An 18,753-nucleotide genomic window follows, 5' to 3' on the forward strand; every position below is an offset into this window, starting at 1 on the left:
AATGAGTAATGAAGCAACAACACCTTTGTCGATCGACGTCTGGATAAGCGCCATGGGGCGTGTGGCCGAAACATTCGGTAAGCCAGCAGATCCGCTCTATCTTCGCCAGCAAATGCGCTGGTTTGAACATCAGCCGTTGCGGCGTCAGCTCGACCGGCTCAGCGGTCTGATGGGACTTCAGGTCGGTATGGTCAGCTGGAATCAGGTGCGCTGGCGTCAGGAAGTATTGCCTGCGGTGATCACCCTCGAACAGGGCGGCATTGCGGTACTGGAAAATCTGCACGACGACGGCACGGTGGATTACTGGCTGAGCGACGGCGGCGATTTACTGCGTTCCGCCGAACTGGTGGTGCTGCTGGAACAAAGCAACGGGCCGGTCTTTCTGGTGGGCGTGGCGCCGCGCGGGCGCGATCAGCGTATCGACCAGTTTGTTCAGCCGCATAAAAAGCACTGGTTCTGGGAGAATTTTCGTGGCTCCGGACGCAAAATTGCCGAGATCTCGCTGGCGTCCATTCTCGGTAACGTGCTGGCGCTGGCCGGGATTTTGTTCTCGATGCAGGTGTACGACCGCGTGATCCCGGCGCAGTCTTACCCGACATTGTGGGTGCTGTTTTTCGGCGTGGTGCTGGCGGCGGGCATGGAATATGTCATCCGTCTGATGCGCACGCTGGTGTCCGATTTAATGGGCAAAAAAGTCGACCTGAAAGTCTCCTCGCTGTTTTTCGTGCGGGCGATGAACATCAAAAACGACGACCGTCCCAAATCCACCGGTTCCTTTATTTCTCAGCTGCGCGAAATCGATCAGGTGCGCGAACTGCTGACCTCAACGACCATCAGCGCGGCGGCAGACATGCCGTTTGTGTTCCTGTTCCTCGGCATCATGTTTTTCATCGGCGGCCCGCTGGTGATCATTCCGCTGCTGGCGATCCCGCTGATTGTCATCCCCGGCATTCTGATCCAGTGGCCGATGGCCAAACTGGCGAAAGAAGGTATGCGTGAAAGTGCGCTGCGCAACGCCGTGCTGGTAGAGACCATCGAAGGCATCGAAGACATCAAGGCATTGCAGGCGGAAGCCTATTTTCAGCGTCAGTGGGAGCAGACCCACGAAGTGAGCGCGGCGGTGGGCATGAAGCAACGTGTGTGGGGCGCACGCCTGACCGGCTGGGCCTCTACCGTGCAGCAACTGACTTATGGCGGCATGCTGGTGTTCGGGGTGTATCTGGTGCTGAGCGGCGATATCACCACCGGGACGCTGGTCGCCAGCAGCATGTTGTCATCGCGCACCATCGCGCCGCTGATGCAGCTGACGATGGTCTTTTCCCGCTGGCAGCACGCCAAAAGCGCCATGCGCGGGCTGGATGAATTGCTTAAAAAACCTGTCGATCGCCCCGCGGATGCCGAGCTGTCGCATTGCCCGACGCTCAGCGGTCATTTCAACGTGCGCAATCTGCAATACACCTACGACAAAGAAAACGCGCCGAACGTGTTAGGCATCGGCCAGCTGGAGATCAAACCGGGCGAACGGGTGGCGATCCTCGGCAAAGTCGGCGCGGGGAAATCCACCCTGCTGAAATTGCTGTCCGGCCAGGCCAGTCCGTCACAGGGGAAAATCCTGATCGACGGTGTCGACATGACCAAAGTTGAACCGGCCGATATCCGCCGCCAGTTGGGTTATCTGTCGCAGGATTCACGGCTGTTTTTCGGCACCCTGCGCCAGAACCTGATGCTGGGTTATCCGCATGCCACCGATCAGGAAATGATCCAGGCGCTGCGGATCAGCGGTGCGCTGTCGATGGTGCAGGCGGATGCCTCGAGCCTCGATAAAATCATCAATGAAGGTGGGCGCGGGTTGTCCGGCGGCCAGCGGCAAATGGTGATGCTCAGCCGCATGATCCTGCGTAATCCGCAGGTGGTGCTGATGGATGAACCGACCGCCTCCATGGATGAACAACTGGAAGATTACGTCATCCGCCAGTTACACGGCTGGCTGGTGGGGCGCACGCTGATCGTGGTGACGCACCGTCCGGCGCTGCTCAAACTGGTGGACAGAATTGTGGTGATGGATAACGGGCGGGTGGTGGCTGACGGGCCACGGGATCAGATCCTCGCCAAAGCGGCCAGTAACACGCCCGCACCGGCGGCAGCCGTGGTGGACGATAAAAAACAAGGCGCAGCCTGAGCTGCTAAGGACACCGCATGGCACATCTGACATTGCATGATGAACTGGAAGCCGAAAGCCGCAAAGTGTCGTGGATTATCTGGGTGACGCTGGCCAGTTTGCTGGTATTTTTCGTCTGGGCGCGCTTTGCCGTGCTCGACGAAGTCACCGTCGGCACCGGCAAGGTGACGCCGTCCAGCAAGGCCCAGCAGATAGATTCTCTCGACGGCGGCGTGATTTTAAAACTGATGGTGCAGGAAGGTTCGGTGGTCAATCGCGGCCAGCTTCTGGCGCAGCTCGACCCGACCCGTTCGCAGTCGAACTACGGTGAAGCGGCTTCCCGTGTGCGGACACTGCGGGCATCGTCTGAACGTCTGAGTGCCGAACTGACCGGCGCACCGCTGAAATTCAGTCCGGAGACCATGAAATCCCCCGAACTGGTGGCGCGTGAACGGCAGTTATATTTATCGCGCAAGCAGAACCGGGATGAAACGGTCAGTAATCTGCAACAGTCGCTCAAACTGGTGAATGACGAAATCAACATGACGCAACCGCTGGTGGCAAAAGGCGCGGCGGGGCAGGTGGAAGTGATCCGCCTTAAACGTCAGGCCAGTGAACTGCGCGGAAAAATTGACGATGCCGTTAACCAGTACGCAGTGCGCGCGCGTGAGGAGCAGGTAAAAAACAACGCCGATCTCGACGCCGAATTGCAGGTGATGGCCGGGAAGGAAGACCAGGTCACGCGGTCTGAGCTGTATTCGCCGGTGCATGGCATCGTCAAAGACATACAGGTCTCCACCGTCGGCGGCGTATTACAACCCGGCGGTAAGCTGATGGAAATCGTGCCGATTGAAGATCAGCTGCTGATCGAAACCCGCATCAATCCGCGTGATATCGCCTATATCCGTCCGGGATTGCCTGCCACGGTAAAAATCTCAGCGTACGATTCCTCCATATATGGCGACCTCGACGGCAAGGTCGAAGGCGTGTCGCCGGACACCTTGCAGGACGAAGTAAAGCGTGACCAGTATTACTACCGCGTGTATGTCCGTACCGATAAAGCCTTCCTGACCAACAAAGCCGGACGCCAGTTCCCGATTGTGCCCGGCATGGTGGCGAATGTAGACATCAAAACCGGCCAGAAAAGTGTGCTGGATTATCTGATTAAACCGTTGAATAAGGTGAAGGAATCGCTGAGGGAGAGATAAGAAAAACGACGTGTTTTGCTCCTCCCCCTGCGAAGGGGGAGGTTGGGAGGGGGTTTTACAAGCGAAAAGAAAGTTGAGGTGAGCACATCAACTTTTTGATTTTGCATTAATACCCCACCCCAACCCTCCCCTTCGCAGGGGAGGGAGCTGTCCTCTGCTATGCCATTTATAACTGTTACCCATGTGGCCGGTCTATACCGTTTAAAACCCTTAAGGCCGGAATGGGCGACAACCCAAGATATCAGCCCGCTATTGCAGCGGCTCCTGCAAACGAAACTCCGCCACCGGATCTTCCACTTCGGCCTTCCGCTTGTCCTGCCACAGATTCATTCTGGCGCGCAGGGAACCGTTGAGATCGTCGTGAACCTGTTTCGCGGCCTCCGATTCCGGGTTCAGTTCCAGCACGAATTCCATGAATTTATCAGCGAGGTAGCGGTTTTTCTTTACGCCGGTACCGGTCAGATATGCCATGCCGAGGGTATAGGCGGCGTCGGCCCGATCAGGGTGTGCCGGATTGTGCAGAATTTCAGGTAACCAGGTTTGTGCCGCCTGACGTTTTTCGGCGTCTGAGCCATTATCCAGCGCGCAGCTGGCGCGGAAGTAGGCGGCGGAGAGGTGTCCGGCGTCCATGGCGCGCTGATACCACTGCATCGCCTGCCCGTAATCCGGTTCGCCACCCAACCCTTCACGCAGGGCGTTGGCACAGGTAAACATGGCAGGCACCATGCCAGAACGGGCGGCGCTGAGCACGCAATCCATCGCATTGCTGTCGTTGTGATAGTGCTCCGGCACATCCTGATGCCAGCCGTTGCGGTAGAAGAAATACAGCTCATAACAGTGAATGGCGCTGCCGTGACGGGCCATGCCGGTCATCAGAAAATGCGCGGCATCAATATCGTCATTGATTGCCATGTCATGCGCCAGTGTGACCAGATCGCTGAGCGGCTGATCATCGCCGGACTGCTGGATCAGCGACCAGGCGTGCTCCATCAGGCCGTCGCTCAGCTCCGGCCGGGCGGGTAATCCGTACAAACCAAATTGCAGCGCAGTGGCGGCAAACGCCACCAGCAGCGGATCATTGGCCTGACTCAGTCCGCGGGTCAGCAGCTGTGTCAGGACCGGCAACCCTTCCTCGTGACCATTTGCCAGCACGGCACGCGAAATAAACATCTGCGCGGAATGGCCGGGCATCGCCTGCGGGGAAACGGCAAATAATTCGTCATAAACGGCCAGTCCGGCCTGATCATCATCCTGCCAGTACGCGGTACAAATCCCGGCCAGATCCAGCAGACGGATGCGGGTCGCCGGTTCGAGAGGTGTCGCCAGCAACGCGGCTAAACGTTGCTGTAATTCAAGCGCCCGTGGCGACTCGCGGTCAGCGATGTCCCCGGAGAGGGCATCGCACATAGCAGTAGCGCGGAACTGATTGCGCTCCTCATCACTGAATTCAGCACAAAGCGGACTGTCGATAATCTGCATCTGTTGCTCGTCGCTGCCGCCCCAGAACGCGGAATGGAATAACAGATAGGAAGCCATGGTGCCGGCATCAGCATGGCGTACTGACATGGCCATCCGCAGCCAGTAATCCAGCGCGTCTTCGCCGGGCTTGCGGGTTTGTTGTAATGCTACCGGCAACGCCTGCGGCCAGTGGGTTGCGGGTTCAAAACCAAGGGCATGGAGATGTGCCACGCCAGCCTGCCAGATTTCACTGCCCTGAATTGAAAACTTCTCATGCAGGGGCTTAGGGATTTCACCGGCAAACAGGGCTTTCAGCCAGTACGGCTCGCCGAAACCGCCGCTCAGATTCATCATATGACGCAGGGCATGGGTCGGACGCGGATGCAATTCTATGGCACGTAAAAACGCCAGAACCGCATAATCACAGCACAGTTGCGCGCCAAGCCACTGGTGATCTTCCGTCTCATTTTCGCCCTGCGGCTGGCGGATTATCCAGGCGTGTTCATGCCAGACCATGCCCAGCAGCACATGGGCGTGGTAGCTTTGCGGACACTGCTGCGCCCAGTCGCTGAGTATTTCCAGCGGATTAAGCGGGGGAGATTCTGTCCCGGTAAACAGGGTGGACGGGTGCATCAGCAGGCCATAATCGCTGTGACCTTCGCCCTGATTTTGCCAGCCACGCATCTGTGACAACAGCCACTCGTCGAGTTTTAGAAAACGGCGGGTTGCCAGAAGCATTCTGGCTTTGGAGAGGTTGTCGAGCTGGTCCTGTTGTGGCATGAGGTTCCCTGAACAGTTGAATAAAGAAGGCATTACGTGGCACCGGCAGTCTAACGGTCTTCCCGCTGGCTTTCAGCGGGATTGGTCTGACTTTGGCTATAGTAACGGATCTGAACGGTCAGTGACTAACATTGCCTCTCCACAATTACCGGTTAATAACTTTCCTAAAATACCTTATTAATTTAGGTGATTAGATAGCAATTATTAAGAAAATCGGGTTTTGAAATAAGGAGAAATGATGAGGTTATTATGGAGAAATACAGTTAACCGTCGCGATATAATTAGTGATGAATATCACAGGACGTGATCATATTTTCACGAAACGAAAAAAAACCGACCACAAAGGGTCGGCTGTTGTTTCCACAAAACGGGGAATGAGGGTAATTAAATAACAAATAATGATGATAGCGAGAGAGAGTATATATTAAATACGAATGTTTGCTTTATCACTTAGTGCGGTAAGTATTTTGCATAAGTGTTTGTTTTTAAGGGTAATTATTTGAATTTAGCTTTGCGTGCTTTATTTTAACAATTATCTTAAGCTGAAAAATTACTCAAAATTAATATTTTGTTACACGTTTAAATATGAACGAAATGTCTTAACTAATTTCGTATCATTTTCTTTCTGGATTAATAGAATTTATATCATGAGAATGGATTTGCCATGTCGGGCCAACATTTATACAGATACCAATAAGCGTTAAGCAGATTTAAAACAGTAAAAAACGTGTACTTTACATTCAGTGGCACGGTCCGACACCTATCGAGGACAGAAAAATGAAACTCCGCGTTCTTTCACTCATGATCCCTGCGTTAGTGGTAGCGGGTTCAGCAAGTGCGGCAGAAGTTTATAATAAAGATGGTAATAAACTGGACCTGTACGGTTTAGTTGATGGTTTGCACTACTTCTCAAATGATGCGGGTTCAGACGGTGACCAGAGCTACATCCGTCTGGGCTTCAAAGGTGAAACACAGATCACTGATCAGCTGACCGGTTACGGCCAGTGGGAATATCAGGTTCAGGCGAATCAGGATGAAGGTTCCAGCAATACCTCCTTCACCCGTTATGGCTTCGCGGGTCTGAAATTTGGCGACATGGGTTCTTTCGACTACGGTCGTAACAATGGCGTGATGTACGATGTGGCCGCCTGGACCGACATGCAGCCTGAGTTCGATGGTTCGACGTACGGCGCAGACCAGTTCCTGTACCAGCGTACTAACGGCGTGGCGACTTACCGTAACGATAACTTCTTCGGTCTGGTGGATGGCCTGCACTTTGCTCTGCAATATCAGGGTAAAAATGACGGCGGCGGCGAACCGGGTACGCGTGATGTGCTGACGCAGAACGGCGACGGCTACGGTATGTCCCTGAGCTACGACATTGGCGCGGGCGTCAGCGTGGCGGGTGCCTTCTTTAACTCTGACCGTACCAATGAGCAAAACTCCGCAACCGGTATCATGGGCGACGGTAAAAAAGCCGAAGGCTATACCGGCGGTCTGAAATATGACGCCAATAACGTCTATCTGGCCGCGATGTTTACTCAGGCGTATAACGCTTCCCGCTTCGGTTCTACCGATTCAGAAGCTTACGGTTATGCAAACGAATCTCAGGCATTTGAAGCCTACGCCAGCTACCAGTTCGATTTCGGTCTGCGTCCGTTCGTGGCCTATAACCAAACCCGCGGTAAAGATTTAGGTTCAGACCGTTTGGGTAACAACTATCAGGATCAGGATCTGGTTAAATTTGTTGACCTGGGTGCGACTTACTACTTCAACAAAAACATGTCAGCCTACGTTGACTATAAAATCAACCTGATCGACAGCAGCACCTTCACCGATAACGCCGGTATCAACACCGATGACGTGACGGCGGTAGGTCTGGTGTATCAGTTCTAAGCGTGCCTTTCTCAGACACAGAATAGCGCGTAGTCTTTAGCAATAAAGAATGTGCAGTAAAAAGAACGCGGCCTCTGAGGGTCGCGTTTTTTTTGGGTAAAGCGTGGGGGAGACGAGCAGGACTCAGGCAGCCTCAGGCTGATTTCTGATGGATCAGATGCAGCGGGGGAGACACATCGAGTTCGATGTCAGGGTTCTGGCGGAATTCATGTGGCGTAATGTTGAAACGCTTGCGGAACATGTAGGTGAAATGCGATTGCGAGCCGAAACCGAAATCCATCGCGATATCGAAAATCGGCGTTTCACTGCTGCTCAGCTGATAAACAGCGCTCGCCAGACGTCTTTCCCTGATGTATTTCCCCAGAGAAATGCCGGTCGATTCCTTGAACAGTTTTTGCATGTGCCAGAGCGAATAACCTGAGTACTCAGCCAGTTCTTCCAGGTGGATCACGCGACCAAGGTGGCCTTCAATCCATTTGCTGAGTGCGCAGACGATAGCGAGATGAATGTCTTGAGCCATAACCAGTCTGTATTAAGGTTGAATACCGCTATTATACACGAGTTCGTCAGGTTGGCGTGGCAGGTGTTGCTCTGAGTGGGTCAGGGGTTGAGCAGACAACAATGGCCCGGTAAGCCGCACAGCCAGACGGGCCTGATCCTAACGTAACAGGATCCAGTGGATTAACCGGGCGATGCCGTCATCCACCAGAACGATCCCGACCAGAATAAGAATAATCAACATCACGAAGTGCTTACGCCCCGGCAAAGTGATGCCTCCCCCTGTTCCGCGTCAGGGAACGGCAATCAGTTACCACGGGCCGTTGCCCTGCATATTCAGTGCAATCACACCCAGACAAACCGCAACAAATATCAGAAAGACGATAAGAAGCCGTTTCATGCTTTTTCTTTCAGAGCGTACGCTCTTCCTCCACAGTAGGTCTTCAGCCAGCCGTTCAGCCAATAAGTCTGCGAACGTTAACCGCTTATTTCTGTGAGATCCAGCCTGTCAGGAATTTTTAACGAATTTTAGAGGTTTCGTTTAACCATCCGTTGCCGGACGGCGCACCAGATCGGTTTTCTGACCCCCATTAATCACCGTTGTTGGTGGCGTTTCCGGCACCAGCGCATCCGGCGCAATGTTCATATGGTTGAGGATTTCACCCATAATCTGGCCGAAGATCGGCCCGGCCACTGACCCCCCGAAGTGCTTACCTGCCTGCGGGTTGTTGACCATCACCACCAGCGCCACGCGCGGGTTACTGGCAGGGGCCACACCGGCGGTGTAGTTGATATAACCACCATCGTATTTGCCGCTGGCACCCATTTTTTCCGCCGTACCGGTTTTGATGGCCAGACGGTAGCCCGGCACTGCCGCGCTCAGGCCGGAACCGCCCGGCAGGGCGTCACTTTCCATCATATGAATAACCGTTCTGACCACATCAGCCGACATCACGCGGGTGCCCAGCACCGGCGGCGTGACCTTGGTGATCGACAGCGGACGGTAAATGCCTTCCGCGCCGATAGTGGCGTATTCGCGGGCAATTTGCAGTGGGGTGACGCGCAGACCATAGCCAAACGAGAAAGTGGCGCGTTCGATATCGGCCCAGCGATCACGGTGCGCCGGGAAATAACCGCTGCTTTCGCCGCCAATGCCTAAGTCGGTCGGCTTGCCTAAACCGAACGACTGATAAAGCTGCACCAGCACGTTGGCGGGCATCGCCAGCGCGATATGCGAAACGGCAATGTCACTGGATTTTTGCAAAATGCCGGTGATGGTCAGCGCAGGCCAGTGGCCGACGTCGCGGATCAGGTGACCGTTAACGGTGTACGGATGGGTATCCAGTACCGAATCCGGGCGGATCATATGGCGGTTCAGACCGGCCATCACCACCAGCGGTTTCACCGTCGAACCCGGCTCGAAGCTGTCGCTGATCGCCACATTTCGCATGTTCTTCGCCTGAACTCCGGCGTAGTTATTCGGGTTGTAAGAAGGGTAGGAGGCCATGCCTAAAATCTCGCCGGTATTCACATCCACCAGAACGGCGGCACCGGACTCCGCCTGGTTGAGCGTCACGCCATCACGCAGCCGGGAATACAGCACGTACTGCATGAAGCTGTCGATGCTCAGGTTGATGGTCGGCGGTTGTTGCGGCGGCACCTCTTTAAGCACACCGATCACATTGCCATGGCGATCCTGACGGTATTCGCGCATACCCGGTTTGCCCTGCAGCAGCGTATTAAAGCCTTTCTCGATGCCGTTCAGCCCTTCATTATCGGTGCCGACAATTCCCACCAGATTGGCGGCGGCTTCACTCATCGGATAATAGCGGCTGTCATCAAGCTGGCTGGTGATACCGCCAAGGTGAAGCTGGCTGATATCGGCGGCAATGCCTTCTTCGATTTTGCGGCCAAGATAAACGAAGCGGCGTTGCGGATCACTGGTGATGGTTTGCTGCAACTGGGAGAGCGGCATATTCAGCGCGGAAGCAAGATATTGCCACTTAGGGCTGTTCAGATCGCTGTGCAGTTCCAGCACACGGAACGGATCCGCAATAATGTCTTTTGAGGCGACGCTCAGCGCCAGCGGGTGACCGTTACGGTCTACAATGGTTCCGCGTCCGGCAGGAATGACGGTGGAGCGCAGAGAGCGTGAGTCGGCTTCCTTCTCCAGCATTGGCTGGTTAAGTAACTGCAGATAACCCACGCGGCCCAGCAGAAGCGCCAGGCAGAAGACAATACCGAGACAAATCAGCGCAAAGCGCTTGGTGTAAAAATTAGGTTGGGCGCTGGATTTTCTTGGGCTCGGTGGCATGGCGGTTTCGCAAAGTCATTGACGCATGTGAAGCGAAAAGCGAAGGCGCGGGGAACAAGTGGCCGGAGAAATCAGCCCTGTCTGAACCACGTTTTGTGCAACTCATCGCTCTGATTGATAATGAATTTCGTATAACACGCACATCTTATATTAAGCCACCGCGATGGATTGTTTATTTCAATTGCCCTTTGTAAGCAAGTGCAACGGCGGCGCGGATTTTTACTCCACCGAAAGCCATTCATCGGCTTCTTCAAACATTTCTTCTAACATTTGGTTTAATTGCGAACGTTCCTGCTTGCTGGCGCCGTGGGTGTTCAGCCCGTTGGCCTGCATCGGTTTGACCTTTACTTCCGCGTCAGGAAACAGCCGGTGAACCCGCTTGACCAGTTCCGCTTCAATCTTTTCACTGGCATTCGGGATACCGGAGACATTCCGTTTGTCAAAAATCAGTTCGACCCGCATAACATTCCTCATCAATATGACTGGCAAAAAAAAATAGCTGTTCAAATATACAGTGTTATGCCTGCGGGTCCAAGTGATTTTTAGCCGGTTGTGTGCATCACCCCGCGTCCGCTGAGACGCTGACGATCATGCGGGCGGCGCAGATCCAGTTCCGGGCCTGCCGGAACAATGCCGGTCGGGTTAAGCCACAGAATGCCGTAGTAGCCCTGTTTGATGTGCGGGAGGTTTACCGTGTCGCTGATCCCCGGCCACTGGTAGAGTTCGCGCAAATAATTTGAAAGATTAGGGTAGTCTTCGATACGGCGGATATTGCATTTGAAGGCACCGTGATAGGCACTGTCAAAACGCACCAGCGTGACGAACAGCCGCCAGTCGGCTTCGGTCAGATATTCACCGGCGATATAACGGTGAGTCTGTAAATGTGCCTCGAGGGTATCGAGCGTGCTGAACAACCGGGTTACGGCCGCGTTGTAGCTTTCCTGCGTTTTCGCAAAGCCGGTCTTGTAAACCCCGTTGTTGACGTCGTGATAAATCATCTCATTCCAGCGGTCGATCTCTTCGCGCAGGGCGGCAGGGTAGAAGTCATCCTGATTACCCGTCAGCGCATCAAAGGCATGGTTGAGAATGCGGATAATGTCGGCGGATTCATTGTTGACGATGCGGCCTTCCTGGCGATCCCACAACACCGGCACCGATACCTTACCGGTGTAAGTGGCGTCGCTGGCGGTATACAGCTGATGAACATAGCTGACCGGCGCAATCTTATCGCCTGCATCTTGCGGCGTATCGAACGTCCAGCCATTTTCGCCAATTACCGGCTGCGCGACCGAAATCTGAATGAATTTTTCCAGTCCTTTCAGATGGCGGAAAATCAGCGTGCGCGATGCCCACGGGCAGAGCAAAGAGATGAACAACTGGTAGCGCCCCGCCTGCGGCTCGATATGCGTTTCACGAAACGCGGTGTCTTCCCGATGAAAGGCACCGTTTTTGATTTCTTCTTTCGCGACGTCGCCGCTTACCCATTTTCCGTTGACCAGTCCTGACACGATGGCGCACTCCGCTCTGTTTTTATCAGCTTGTTAGAATTCAGATCCCAAGCTAACGGTTTCAGGCCGGGCTATAAACGACATAATTTTCATAGAGAAGGTCAAATAATTTGAAGGGGAAATGCGGGGCAAAAAAAAGCCAACCGCTGAGGGCTGGCTTTTTCGGCTTCATGTCTGGCGGCGAACGTCAGTTTGCCAGGAAGCGTTTTTCATCGGTCAGTACCTGCAACAGCAGGCCAAGCTCCGGTTTCTGATCTTTAATCCGCTTGCCGTGCGCATCGAACGCGCGGAAATCACCGTCCGTCTCGAGTTCCAGCGTCTGATCTGGCGTGGTGATCACCAGCGTTCCGTCATCACTGGTGGTTACCCAGTTGTGACGACGTTTGGCTGCAAATAAATCCTCACCCTGAGAGTAATCGGCAGGCGCGGTGGTCACGTGCAACAGGCGCTGCATCAGCGTGGTCATCACATCGGCATGGTCGGTCAGCTTATCGATACTTTGCGCCGGTGTCCCCGGCCAGTGGATGATCAGCGGAACCTGCAACTGCTGGCGGTTCATGGCATTGCCGGAACCCCAGGTCCCGTTTTCGTTGAATTCGATGCCGTGAGACGCGGTGATCACCACCACGGTTTTATCCAGTTCGCCGCGATCTTTCAGTGCCTGCAGAATCGCCTTGATCTGTTCATCGACCGTCTGCGCACCCGACTGATAACGACGGATAAAGGGTTTGCCGACCGGTACGCTGTCGCCATTCTGACGTAATGCCGCGCTGATACCGTTCAGGTTCACATACGAGAACCACGGGCCGTTACCGCGCACATTCAGCCATTGCTGCCACTGATACACCGTCTGCGCGTCGGTCTGTTTCACCGGCGGCGGCAGGGTAAAGTCAGTCAGCAATGCCTGACGGTACAGCGGGCTGTTAAAGCCGTCGGAAGCAAACAGGCCAAATTCATAGCCTTGCTGCTCCAGCGAGGTCACCAGCGCAGAAGGCTTACGTGCCGCCAGAATGCCCTGCATATAGCTCGGTGAAATCCCGTAGAACAGGCCAAACTGGCCGGTATCGTTACGGTTACCGGAACTGAAATGCTGATCAAAACGGATGTTGTGTCGGGCGAAGTCGCTCAGCACCGGCATGTCGTTATCGAGCGTGGCGGTATGAACGCCGTCCAGCACCACCATCAGCAAGTTATATTTGGAACCTGTTTTCGCAAAACTGATGCTGTTCAGCGGATATTCCACTGCCAGCGCTTCCGGATTGCCCTGTTCGATCAGGCGTTTCTGATATTCCTCGGCATTCAGCAGACCGTGTTTTTCGAGGAACTTACGCGCTGTCATCGGATACGACAGCGGCAGATTGGCGCGCTGCATGGTGATCGGACGATAGAAGTTGGCATCCGCCCAGATGTACATCAGGTGCGACGCAAAGAAGCTGGCAATAAACAGCACCACAATCGGTTTGGCAAAATTACGGCGGTTCAGGCTGCGCAGCTTCTGCCACGCCCAGGTGCCGAACAACATTTCGAGCAGGAAAATCACCGGCACAGCAATAAACATCAGCTGCCAGTCACGCGCCATCTCGCCCCGGCCGGGATTCACCACCAGTTCCCAGACCACAGGATTAATGTGCAGATGGAAACGGGTAAAGACTTCGGTATCGACCAGGATCAGCGTCAGCCCGGCGGTCGCCAGAATGGCAGACAGGAACCGCAGCAGGCGCTGCGACATCACCACAAAAGTGAGCGGGAAAATAATCAGCAGATAGGCAGCAAAACCGATAAAGCTGAAATGCCCAAGCCAGCTGACCAGTGCGTAAATACGCCCCTGCAATGAAGAAGGCCAGTCAGAAACAAACAGGTAGCGGCTGCCGATCCCCAGAATGAGCAGGATATTAAACAGGGCGAACCAGTGGCCCCAGCTGATCATCTGGGATACTTTTTCGCGATAGCGCTGACGATTCGTCACCATGAGAGGTTTTGGGCAAGTAATGGATTAATGGGCTTTATCTTCTCTTATCGACGCTTGCAACGCCTTCGCAAAAGACTGAGACAAGGCTTTGCGCTGTGCAGGAGCGACGCTGGTATTAATAAGGTTTGTCACCATATTGCCCAGAACCATCAAAGACAGGTCTGTCGGGGCGCGGTGTTTTTCCAGAACGGTTGCCAGCTCGGAAAGGAGTTGTTCAACGTGTTCGTCACTGTAACGGGATGATTGTGCCATAGAGTATTGTGCTTCTTGATCTGACAAAGTCCAATATCTTAGCGTATCACAGACTCACTTTCCGCATTTTTATAACCCCCTTCCTACTTCGTCTTGCTGATGCGCGGGCTGCGCGATTAAATTCTTCTTTCTAAGGCATGAGCGGTTGCGGCTTTAGAACTTCGGTGTTTGAATACGCCCCGCAGGCACGCCCTTCTTAAACGGCTGCAATTCTTACAGGAGAGAGTCCCCCATGAGTCTGGATATTGAGCAGATCGCTCTGCACCAGTTGAACAAACGTGACGAGCAAACGCTGGATGTTGTGCTGCGCGATACGCTGCTGACGCCAAATGCGGCCGTTGATGAAATGATGGCGGAGTTGCACCGCGTTTACAGTGCCAAAAGCAAAGCCTACGGTTTGTTCAATGAAGACAGCGAACTGGCTGTGGCGTTACGCAGTTGCCGCAAAGGGGACGACGATTTCCTGTCATTCAGCCGCGCCGCCACGGGGCGTTTGCGTGACGAACTGGCGAAATACCCGTTTGCCGAAGGCGGCGTGGTGTTGTTCTGTCATTACCGCTTCCTGGCGGTGGAATATTTGCTGGTCGCCGTGCTCAACAGCCGCAGCAGCATGCGCGTCAATGAACAGCTGGATGTCAGCAGCATTCATTATCTCGATATCAATCATGCGGATATCGTGGCGCGTATTGATCTGACCGAATGGGAAACCAACCCGGAATCCACCCGTTACCTGACTTTCCTGAAAGGCCGGGTAGGGCGCAAAGTCTCTGACTTCTTTATGGATTTCCTCGGGGCATCCGAAGGTCTGGACACCAAGGCGCAAAACCGCGGCCTGTTGCAGGCGGTTGACGATTTCTGTACCGAAGCGCAGCTCGATAAAAATGAGCGTCAGAATTACCGTCAGCAGGTTTATACCTACTGCAACGAGCAGTTACAGGCGGGCGAAGAAATCGCACTGGATGATTTGTCCGAAGAACTGCCGCCGTGGAATGACAAGAAATTCAAAGAGTTTACGCAGGAACAAGGTTATCAGCTGGAAGAGACTTTCCCGGCGGATCGCAGCACCTTACGTCAGCTCACCAAATTCGCGGGCAGCGGCGGCGGGCTGAGCATTAACTTTGACGCCATGCTGATGGGCGAACGCATCTTCTGGGATCCGGCCACGGATACCCTGACCATCAAAGGCACGCCACCGAATTTGCGGGATCAGTTGCAGCGCAAAGCGGGCAATAAATAATCGCTCCCTCCCCTGCGAAGGGGAGGGTTGGGGTGGGGTATTAAAAGCAAAATCAAGATGTTGAAGTGTGCTTTAGCAAAGGGTGTTAGCCCTTAAAACCCCCTCCCGCCTCCCCCTTCGCAGGGGGAGGAGCAAACCTGAATAGCGCCCAATAAAAAACACCGCCTGGGCGGTGTTTTTTATTTGTTCTCGCACGGCGTCCCGATGCGCAACAACTTGGTCAGCGATTAAACGCGAACGAAGTCGATGTGAGCCAGTTTTGGCTTGAACGGGTGACGCTGTACAGCCTGAACTTTAACTTTGGTTTCTTTACCGTCGATAACCAGAGTAATAGCTTCAGAGTAGAACTCCGCTTTAACTTCCATGTTCTTAACAGAATCATGGTCCAGTTTGATAGAAACCGGAGCAGCTGAGCCACCGTAAACGATAGCCGGGAATTTGTTTTCTGTACGCAGGCGGCGGCTCGCACCTTTGCCCTGCTCGTCCTGTGGACGTACTTCTACATTGATAGTGAACATGTATGTTTCTCTATATAAGAAAGTTTGCCCCGCCACCTGCGACCGAGTGACGAGTTGAGTACTGCAACTTCCACACAAGGCGAAAGCGGGCGGTATGATACCGGATAACCACCCGGACTAAAAGTCCTATTGTCGGTTACCCGCGCAACTCATTGGCGCGCCGGTAGCGGCCTTCATAATCAAACATTTTTTCCCGCACCTGCCAGAACTGGCCTTTCATGCGCGCCACCACAAAATCCGGATGACGTAATAAAACCTGCTGCGCGACGATATCCGCAGCGGTGTTCCATTCCAGCGGTACGCCCGGCGCGCGCTGGTGGGGACGCAGGAAGTTATGCAAAAACGCCATGCGCTGGGCCGGTGTTTGCAGGCGGAAGCGTTCGGAAACGTCGGCACCGTCTTCATCGTAATAGGTAATTTTCAGCCATTCGCCTTTGTCGTCGCGGCCATTTTCCAGATTCATGCCGCCGCAGCGCAGGACCAGCGCATCTTTCAGACGCAGCGCCGCTTTCAGCATGTCATCCGGATCGACCAGAATTTCCTGACACTGATGGCAACGCCGTGCGGCGATGTCGTTTTCCGCGCCGCAATGCGGACAGCTTTTAAAGCGGAAGCGAAAATCACACTGCTCGCGGTTGCCTTCGTCATCTTCCAGCACGCCCTGACAGCGGCGGCCAAAATGCTCAATAATGGTGCCGTCTTCGGTGGTTTTTCCCCAGAAAATATTGGCAAAACCGCAGGCCGGGCAGAAGACCTGTACCGGTTTGTTATCACCCGCCGGTTTATGGCTGCCGACTTCCGGCGTAAACAGGTCGTGCGGATTGCCAGCGTAATCGAGGATCAGGCAGTCGGTTTTGCCGGGTGCCAGCCGCAGCCCGCGTCCGACAATTTGCTGATAAAGGCTGACCGATTCGGTAGGGCGCAAAATAGCGATCAAGTCCACATGCGGTGCATCGAAACCGGTGGTCAGTACCGACACATTCACCAGATAGCGCAACTGCCGGGCTTTGAAAGCATTGATCAGCCGGTCACGGTCAACCGCATGGGTCTGTGCGCTGATCAGCGCCGCTTCGCCTTCCGGCAGCAATCCGTAAATCTCTCCGGCATGTTCTACCGTCGAGGCAAAAATCATCACGCCTTTGCGATCCTGCGCGAACTCGACGATCTGGCTGATGATGTGTGGCGTGATGCGCTTTTGCTGACGCAGTTCGTCATTCAGATCTGCTTCGCTGAACAGGCCGTTACTGTTGGCCTGTAAGCGGCTGAAATCGTAACTGACCACCGGCATATCGAGCCGCTCAGGCGGCACCAGAAAGCCATTTTTAATCATGTAGCGCAGCGGCAGTTCATAGATGCAGTCGCGGAACAGGCTGTTCGCATCGCCGCGTACGATGCCCTGATGGTGATACTGATAAATCCAGCCTTTGCCCAGACGATAAGGCGTGGCGGTCAGGCCGAGCAGACGCAGACGGGGGTTTTGCGCTTTAAGATGGCCGATGATCTGCTGATACTGGCTGTTGTCATCGTCAGAAATCCGGTGGCATTCATCGATAATCAGCAGGGAAAACTCGCCGCTGAATTGGTCAAGGTTCGGCGCGACGGACTGCACGCTGCCGAACACCACTTTGCCGCTGCTTTGTTTCAGGTTCAGCCCGGCGGCGAAGATGTCCGCTTCCAGCCCGTAGGACAGATATTTACTGTGATTTTGCGCCACCAGTTCTTTAACGTGCGCGAGCACCAGCACACGCCCGCGCGCCACCCTGGCCAGTTCGGCAATCACCAGACTTTTTCCGGCACCGGTGGGGAGCACAATCACCGCCGGTTCATCGTGCTGGCGGAAGTGACGCAGCGTGGCATCCACGGCATCTTGCTGGTAGGGGCGGAGGGTAAAAGCAGTCACGCGATGATCACCTGTTGATTTTCCGGTTAACAACCCTGTTTATAAAAACAGTAATGAAGTATGCCAAGAAATCCACCGGATGGCGATGAGCAAAAAAATCACCCGCCGTGAATGTTTAGCCTGCTTATTTTCCTTCTTCCTTACCGGATGCGCGGCTATACTGGTCACCTCAATGCGGCAGCGTGTCTGCCCCCCCGAAGTAATAATAACTCGTTGCAATTATTACGAAACGAACAACCCTGAACCCTGTCAGTTGCCTGAGCGCAGCGGCGGGGTCTTGTGTTTTATCAGTAACGCGATCACTCAGATCGCCATGAAGGCAAGTCGATCCAATGCGTCTGGACAAATTTCTCTCTCAGCAATTAGGTGTAAGCCGCGCGCTTGTGTTGCGTGAACTGCGCAATAAACGTGTCACCGTCGACGGTGAAATCGTCAAAACCGGCGCGATGAAAATCAGCCCTGAACAACGCGTCGAATTTGATGGCAATGTGCTGGATCAAATCACCGGCCCGCGTTATTTCATGCTTAACAAACCGCAGGGTTATGTGTGTTCCACCGATGATCCTGATCATCCGACCGTGCTGTATTTCCTCGAAGAGCCGGTGGCTTACAAGCTGCATGCGGCAGGGCGTCTGGACATCGACACCACGGGGCTGGTGCTGATGACCGATGACGGACAATGGTCGCACCGCATTACCTCCCCGCGCCATCACTGCGAAAAAACCTATCTGGTGACGCTGGAACATCCGCTGGCTGACGATACCGCCGCGCAGTTTGAAGCGGGCGTTCAGCTGCATAACGAAGATTCCCTGACCAAACCGGCACAACTCGAGAAAATCGAGGACTGTCTGGTGCGTCTGACCCTCAGCGAAGGCCGTTATCATCAGGTAAAACGCATGTTTGCTGCGGTCGGTAACCGCGTGATCGCGCTGCACCGTGAACGTATCGGTGAGATTGTGATGGATGAAGATTTGGAACCGGGTCAGTACCGGCCTTTAACTGAGCAGGAAGTGGCCAGCGTTGGCGTTCCCTCGCGATAGTTTTTTATTAACTGGAG

General features: G+C 54.3%; 14 protein-coding genes. 5 read left to right on the forward strand and 9 right to left on the reverse strand.

The features are described from left to right. Nucleotide 1: 1 nt before the first annotated feature. Both EYY67_RS04830 and EYY67_RS04835 read left to right on the forward strand, forming a co-directional pair. A complete protein-coding gene (locus EYY67_RS04830; RefSeq protein ID WP_095922812.1) occupies nucleotides 2–2,179 on the forward strand; it encodes a type I secretion system permease/ATPase in 2,178 nt (725 codons plus the stop codon). 17 nt (nucleotides 2,180–2,196) lie between these two features. After that, nucleotides 2,197–3,366, forward strand: a complete 1,170-nt coding sequence (locus EYY67_RS04835; RefSeq protein ID WP_095922811.1) for a beta-barrel domain-containing protein — start codon at nucleotides 2,197–2,199, stop codon at nucleotides 3,364–3,366. Nucleotides 3,367–3,615: 249 nt separating this feature from the next. On the opposite strand, the gene EYY67_RS04840 is transcribed toward EYY67_RS04835, so the two are convergent. Next, complete coding sequence (locus EYY67_RS04840) at nucleotides 3,616–5,604, reverse strand: DUF4034 domain-containing protein (RefSeq protein ID WP_131692966.1); 1,989 nt, start codon at nucleotides 5,602–5,604, stop codon at nucleotides 3,616–3,618. Nucleotides 5,605–6,381: 777 nt separating this feature from the next. Here EYY67_RS04840 and ompC point away from each other — a divergent pair. Then, nucleotides 6,382–7,500 carry a porin OmpC gene (ompC, locus tag EYY67_RS04845; protein WP_095922809.1) on the forward strand — a complete coding sequence of 373 codons (1,119 nt, stop codon included), beginning with the start codon at nucleotides 6,382–6,384 and terminating at the stop codon, nucleotides 7,498–7,500. Between the two features lie 133 nt (nucleotides 7,501–7,633). On the opposite strand, the gene EYY67_RS04850 is transcribed toward ompC, so the two are convergent. From EYY67_RS04850 to EYY67_RS04875, 6 genes are all read right to left on the reverse strand, one after another. Beyond that, nucleotides 7,634–8,020: a helix-turn-helix domain-containing protein gene (locus EYY67_RS04850; RefSeq protein ID WP_095922808.1), complete on the reverse strand. Its 387-nt coding sequence runs from the start codon at nucleotides 8,018–8,020 to the stop codon at nucleotides 7,634–7,636. A 519-nt stretch (nucleotides 8,021–8,539) separates the two neighbouring features. After that, nucleotides 8,540–10,312, reverse strand: a complete 1,773-nt coding sequence (locus tag EYY67_RS04855) for a penicillin-binding transpeptidase domain-containing protein (RefSeq protein WP_131692967.1) — start codon at nucleotides 10,310–10,312, stop codon at nucleotides 8,540–8,542. Between the two features lie 219 nt (nucleotides 10,313–10,531). Beyond that, nucleotides 10,532–10,774, reverse strand: coding sequence for a DinI family protein (locus EYY67_RS04860; protein WP_095922806.1), 243 nt, complete (start codon nucleotides 10,772–10,774; stop codon nucleotides 10,532–10,534). Between the two features lie 80 nt (nucleotides 10,775–10,854). Beyond that, nucleotides 10,855–11,820 carry a glutathione S-transferase family protein gene (locus EYY67_RS04865; RefSeq protein ID WP_131692968.1) on the reverse strand — a complete coding sequence of 322 codons (966 nt, stop codon included), beginning with the start codon at nucleotides 11,818–11,820 and terminating at the stop codon, nucleotides 10,855–10,857. Between the two features lie 187 nt (nucleotides 11,821–12,007). Further along, a complete protein-coding gene (gene yejM, locus EYY67_RS04870; RefSeq protein ID WP_095922804.1) occupies nucleotides 12,008–13,789 on the reverse strand; it encodes an LPS biosynthesis-modulating metalloenzyme YejM in 1,782 nt (593 codons plus the stop codon). A gap of 24 nt (nucleotides 13,790–13,813) precedes the next feature. After that, a complete protein-coding gene (locus EYY67_RS04875; protein ID WP_015696497.1) occupies nucleotides 13,814–14,041 on the reverse strand; it encodes a YejL family protein in 228 nt (75 codons plus the stop codon). Nucleotides 14,042–14,273: 232 nt separating this feature from the next. Here EYY67_RS04875 and yejK point away from each other — a divergent pair, with 232 nt between their 5' ends. Beyond that, entirely contained in the window at nucleotides 14,274–15,278 is a 1,005-nt protein-coding gene (gene yejK, locus EYY67_RS04880) for a nucleoid-associated protein YejK (RefSeq protein ID WP_119822553.1), read from the forward strand. 227 nt (nucleotides 15,279–15,505) lie between these two features. Here the strand turns inward: yejK and rplY are convergent, their stop codons facing one another. Further along, a complete protein-coding gene (rplY, locus tag EYY67_RS04885; protein ID WP_095922802.1) occupies nucleotides 15,506–15,796 on the reverse strand; it encodes a 50S ribosomal protein L25 in 291 nt (96 codons plus the stop codon). Between the two features lie 136 nt (nucleotides 15,797–15,932). Continuing rightward, entirely contained in the window at nucleotides 15,933–17,696 is a 1,764-nt protein-coding gene (gene radD / locus EYY67_RS04890) for a DNA repair helicase RadD (RefSeq protein WP_119822552.1), read from the reverse strand. 332 nt (nucleotides 17,697–18,028) lie between these two features. On the opposite strand from radD, the gene rsuA reads away from it, so the two are divergent. After that, complete coding sequence (gene rsuA / locus EYY67_RS04895) at nucleotides 18,029–18,736, forward strand: 16S rRNA pseudouridine(516) synthase RsuA (protein ID WP_095922800.1); 708 nt, start codon at nucleotides 18,029–18,031, stop codon at nucleotides 18,734–18,736. The last annotated feature ends 17 nt before the right edge of the window (nucleotides 18,737–18,753 follow it).

It is taken from the genome of Rahnella victoriana, from assembly GCF_004330295.1.
GTDB classification, from domain to species: domain Bacteria; phylum Pseudomonadota; class Gammaproteobacteria; order Enterobacterales; family Enterobacteriaceae; genus Rahnella; species Rahnella victoriana.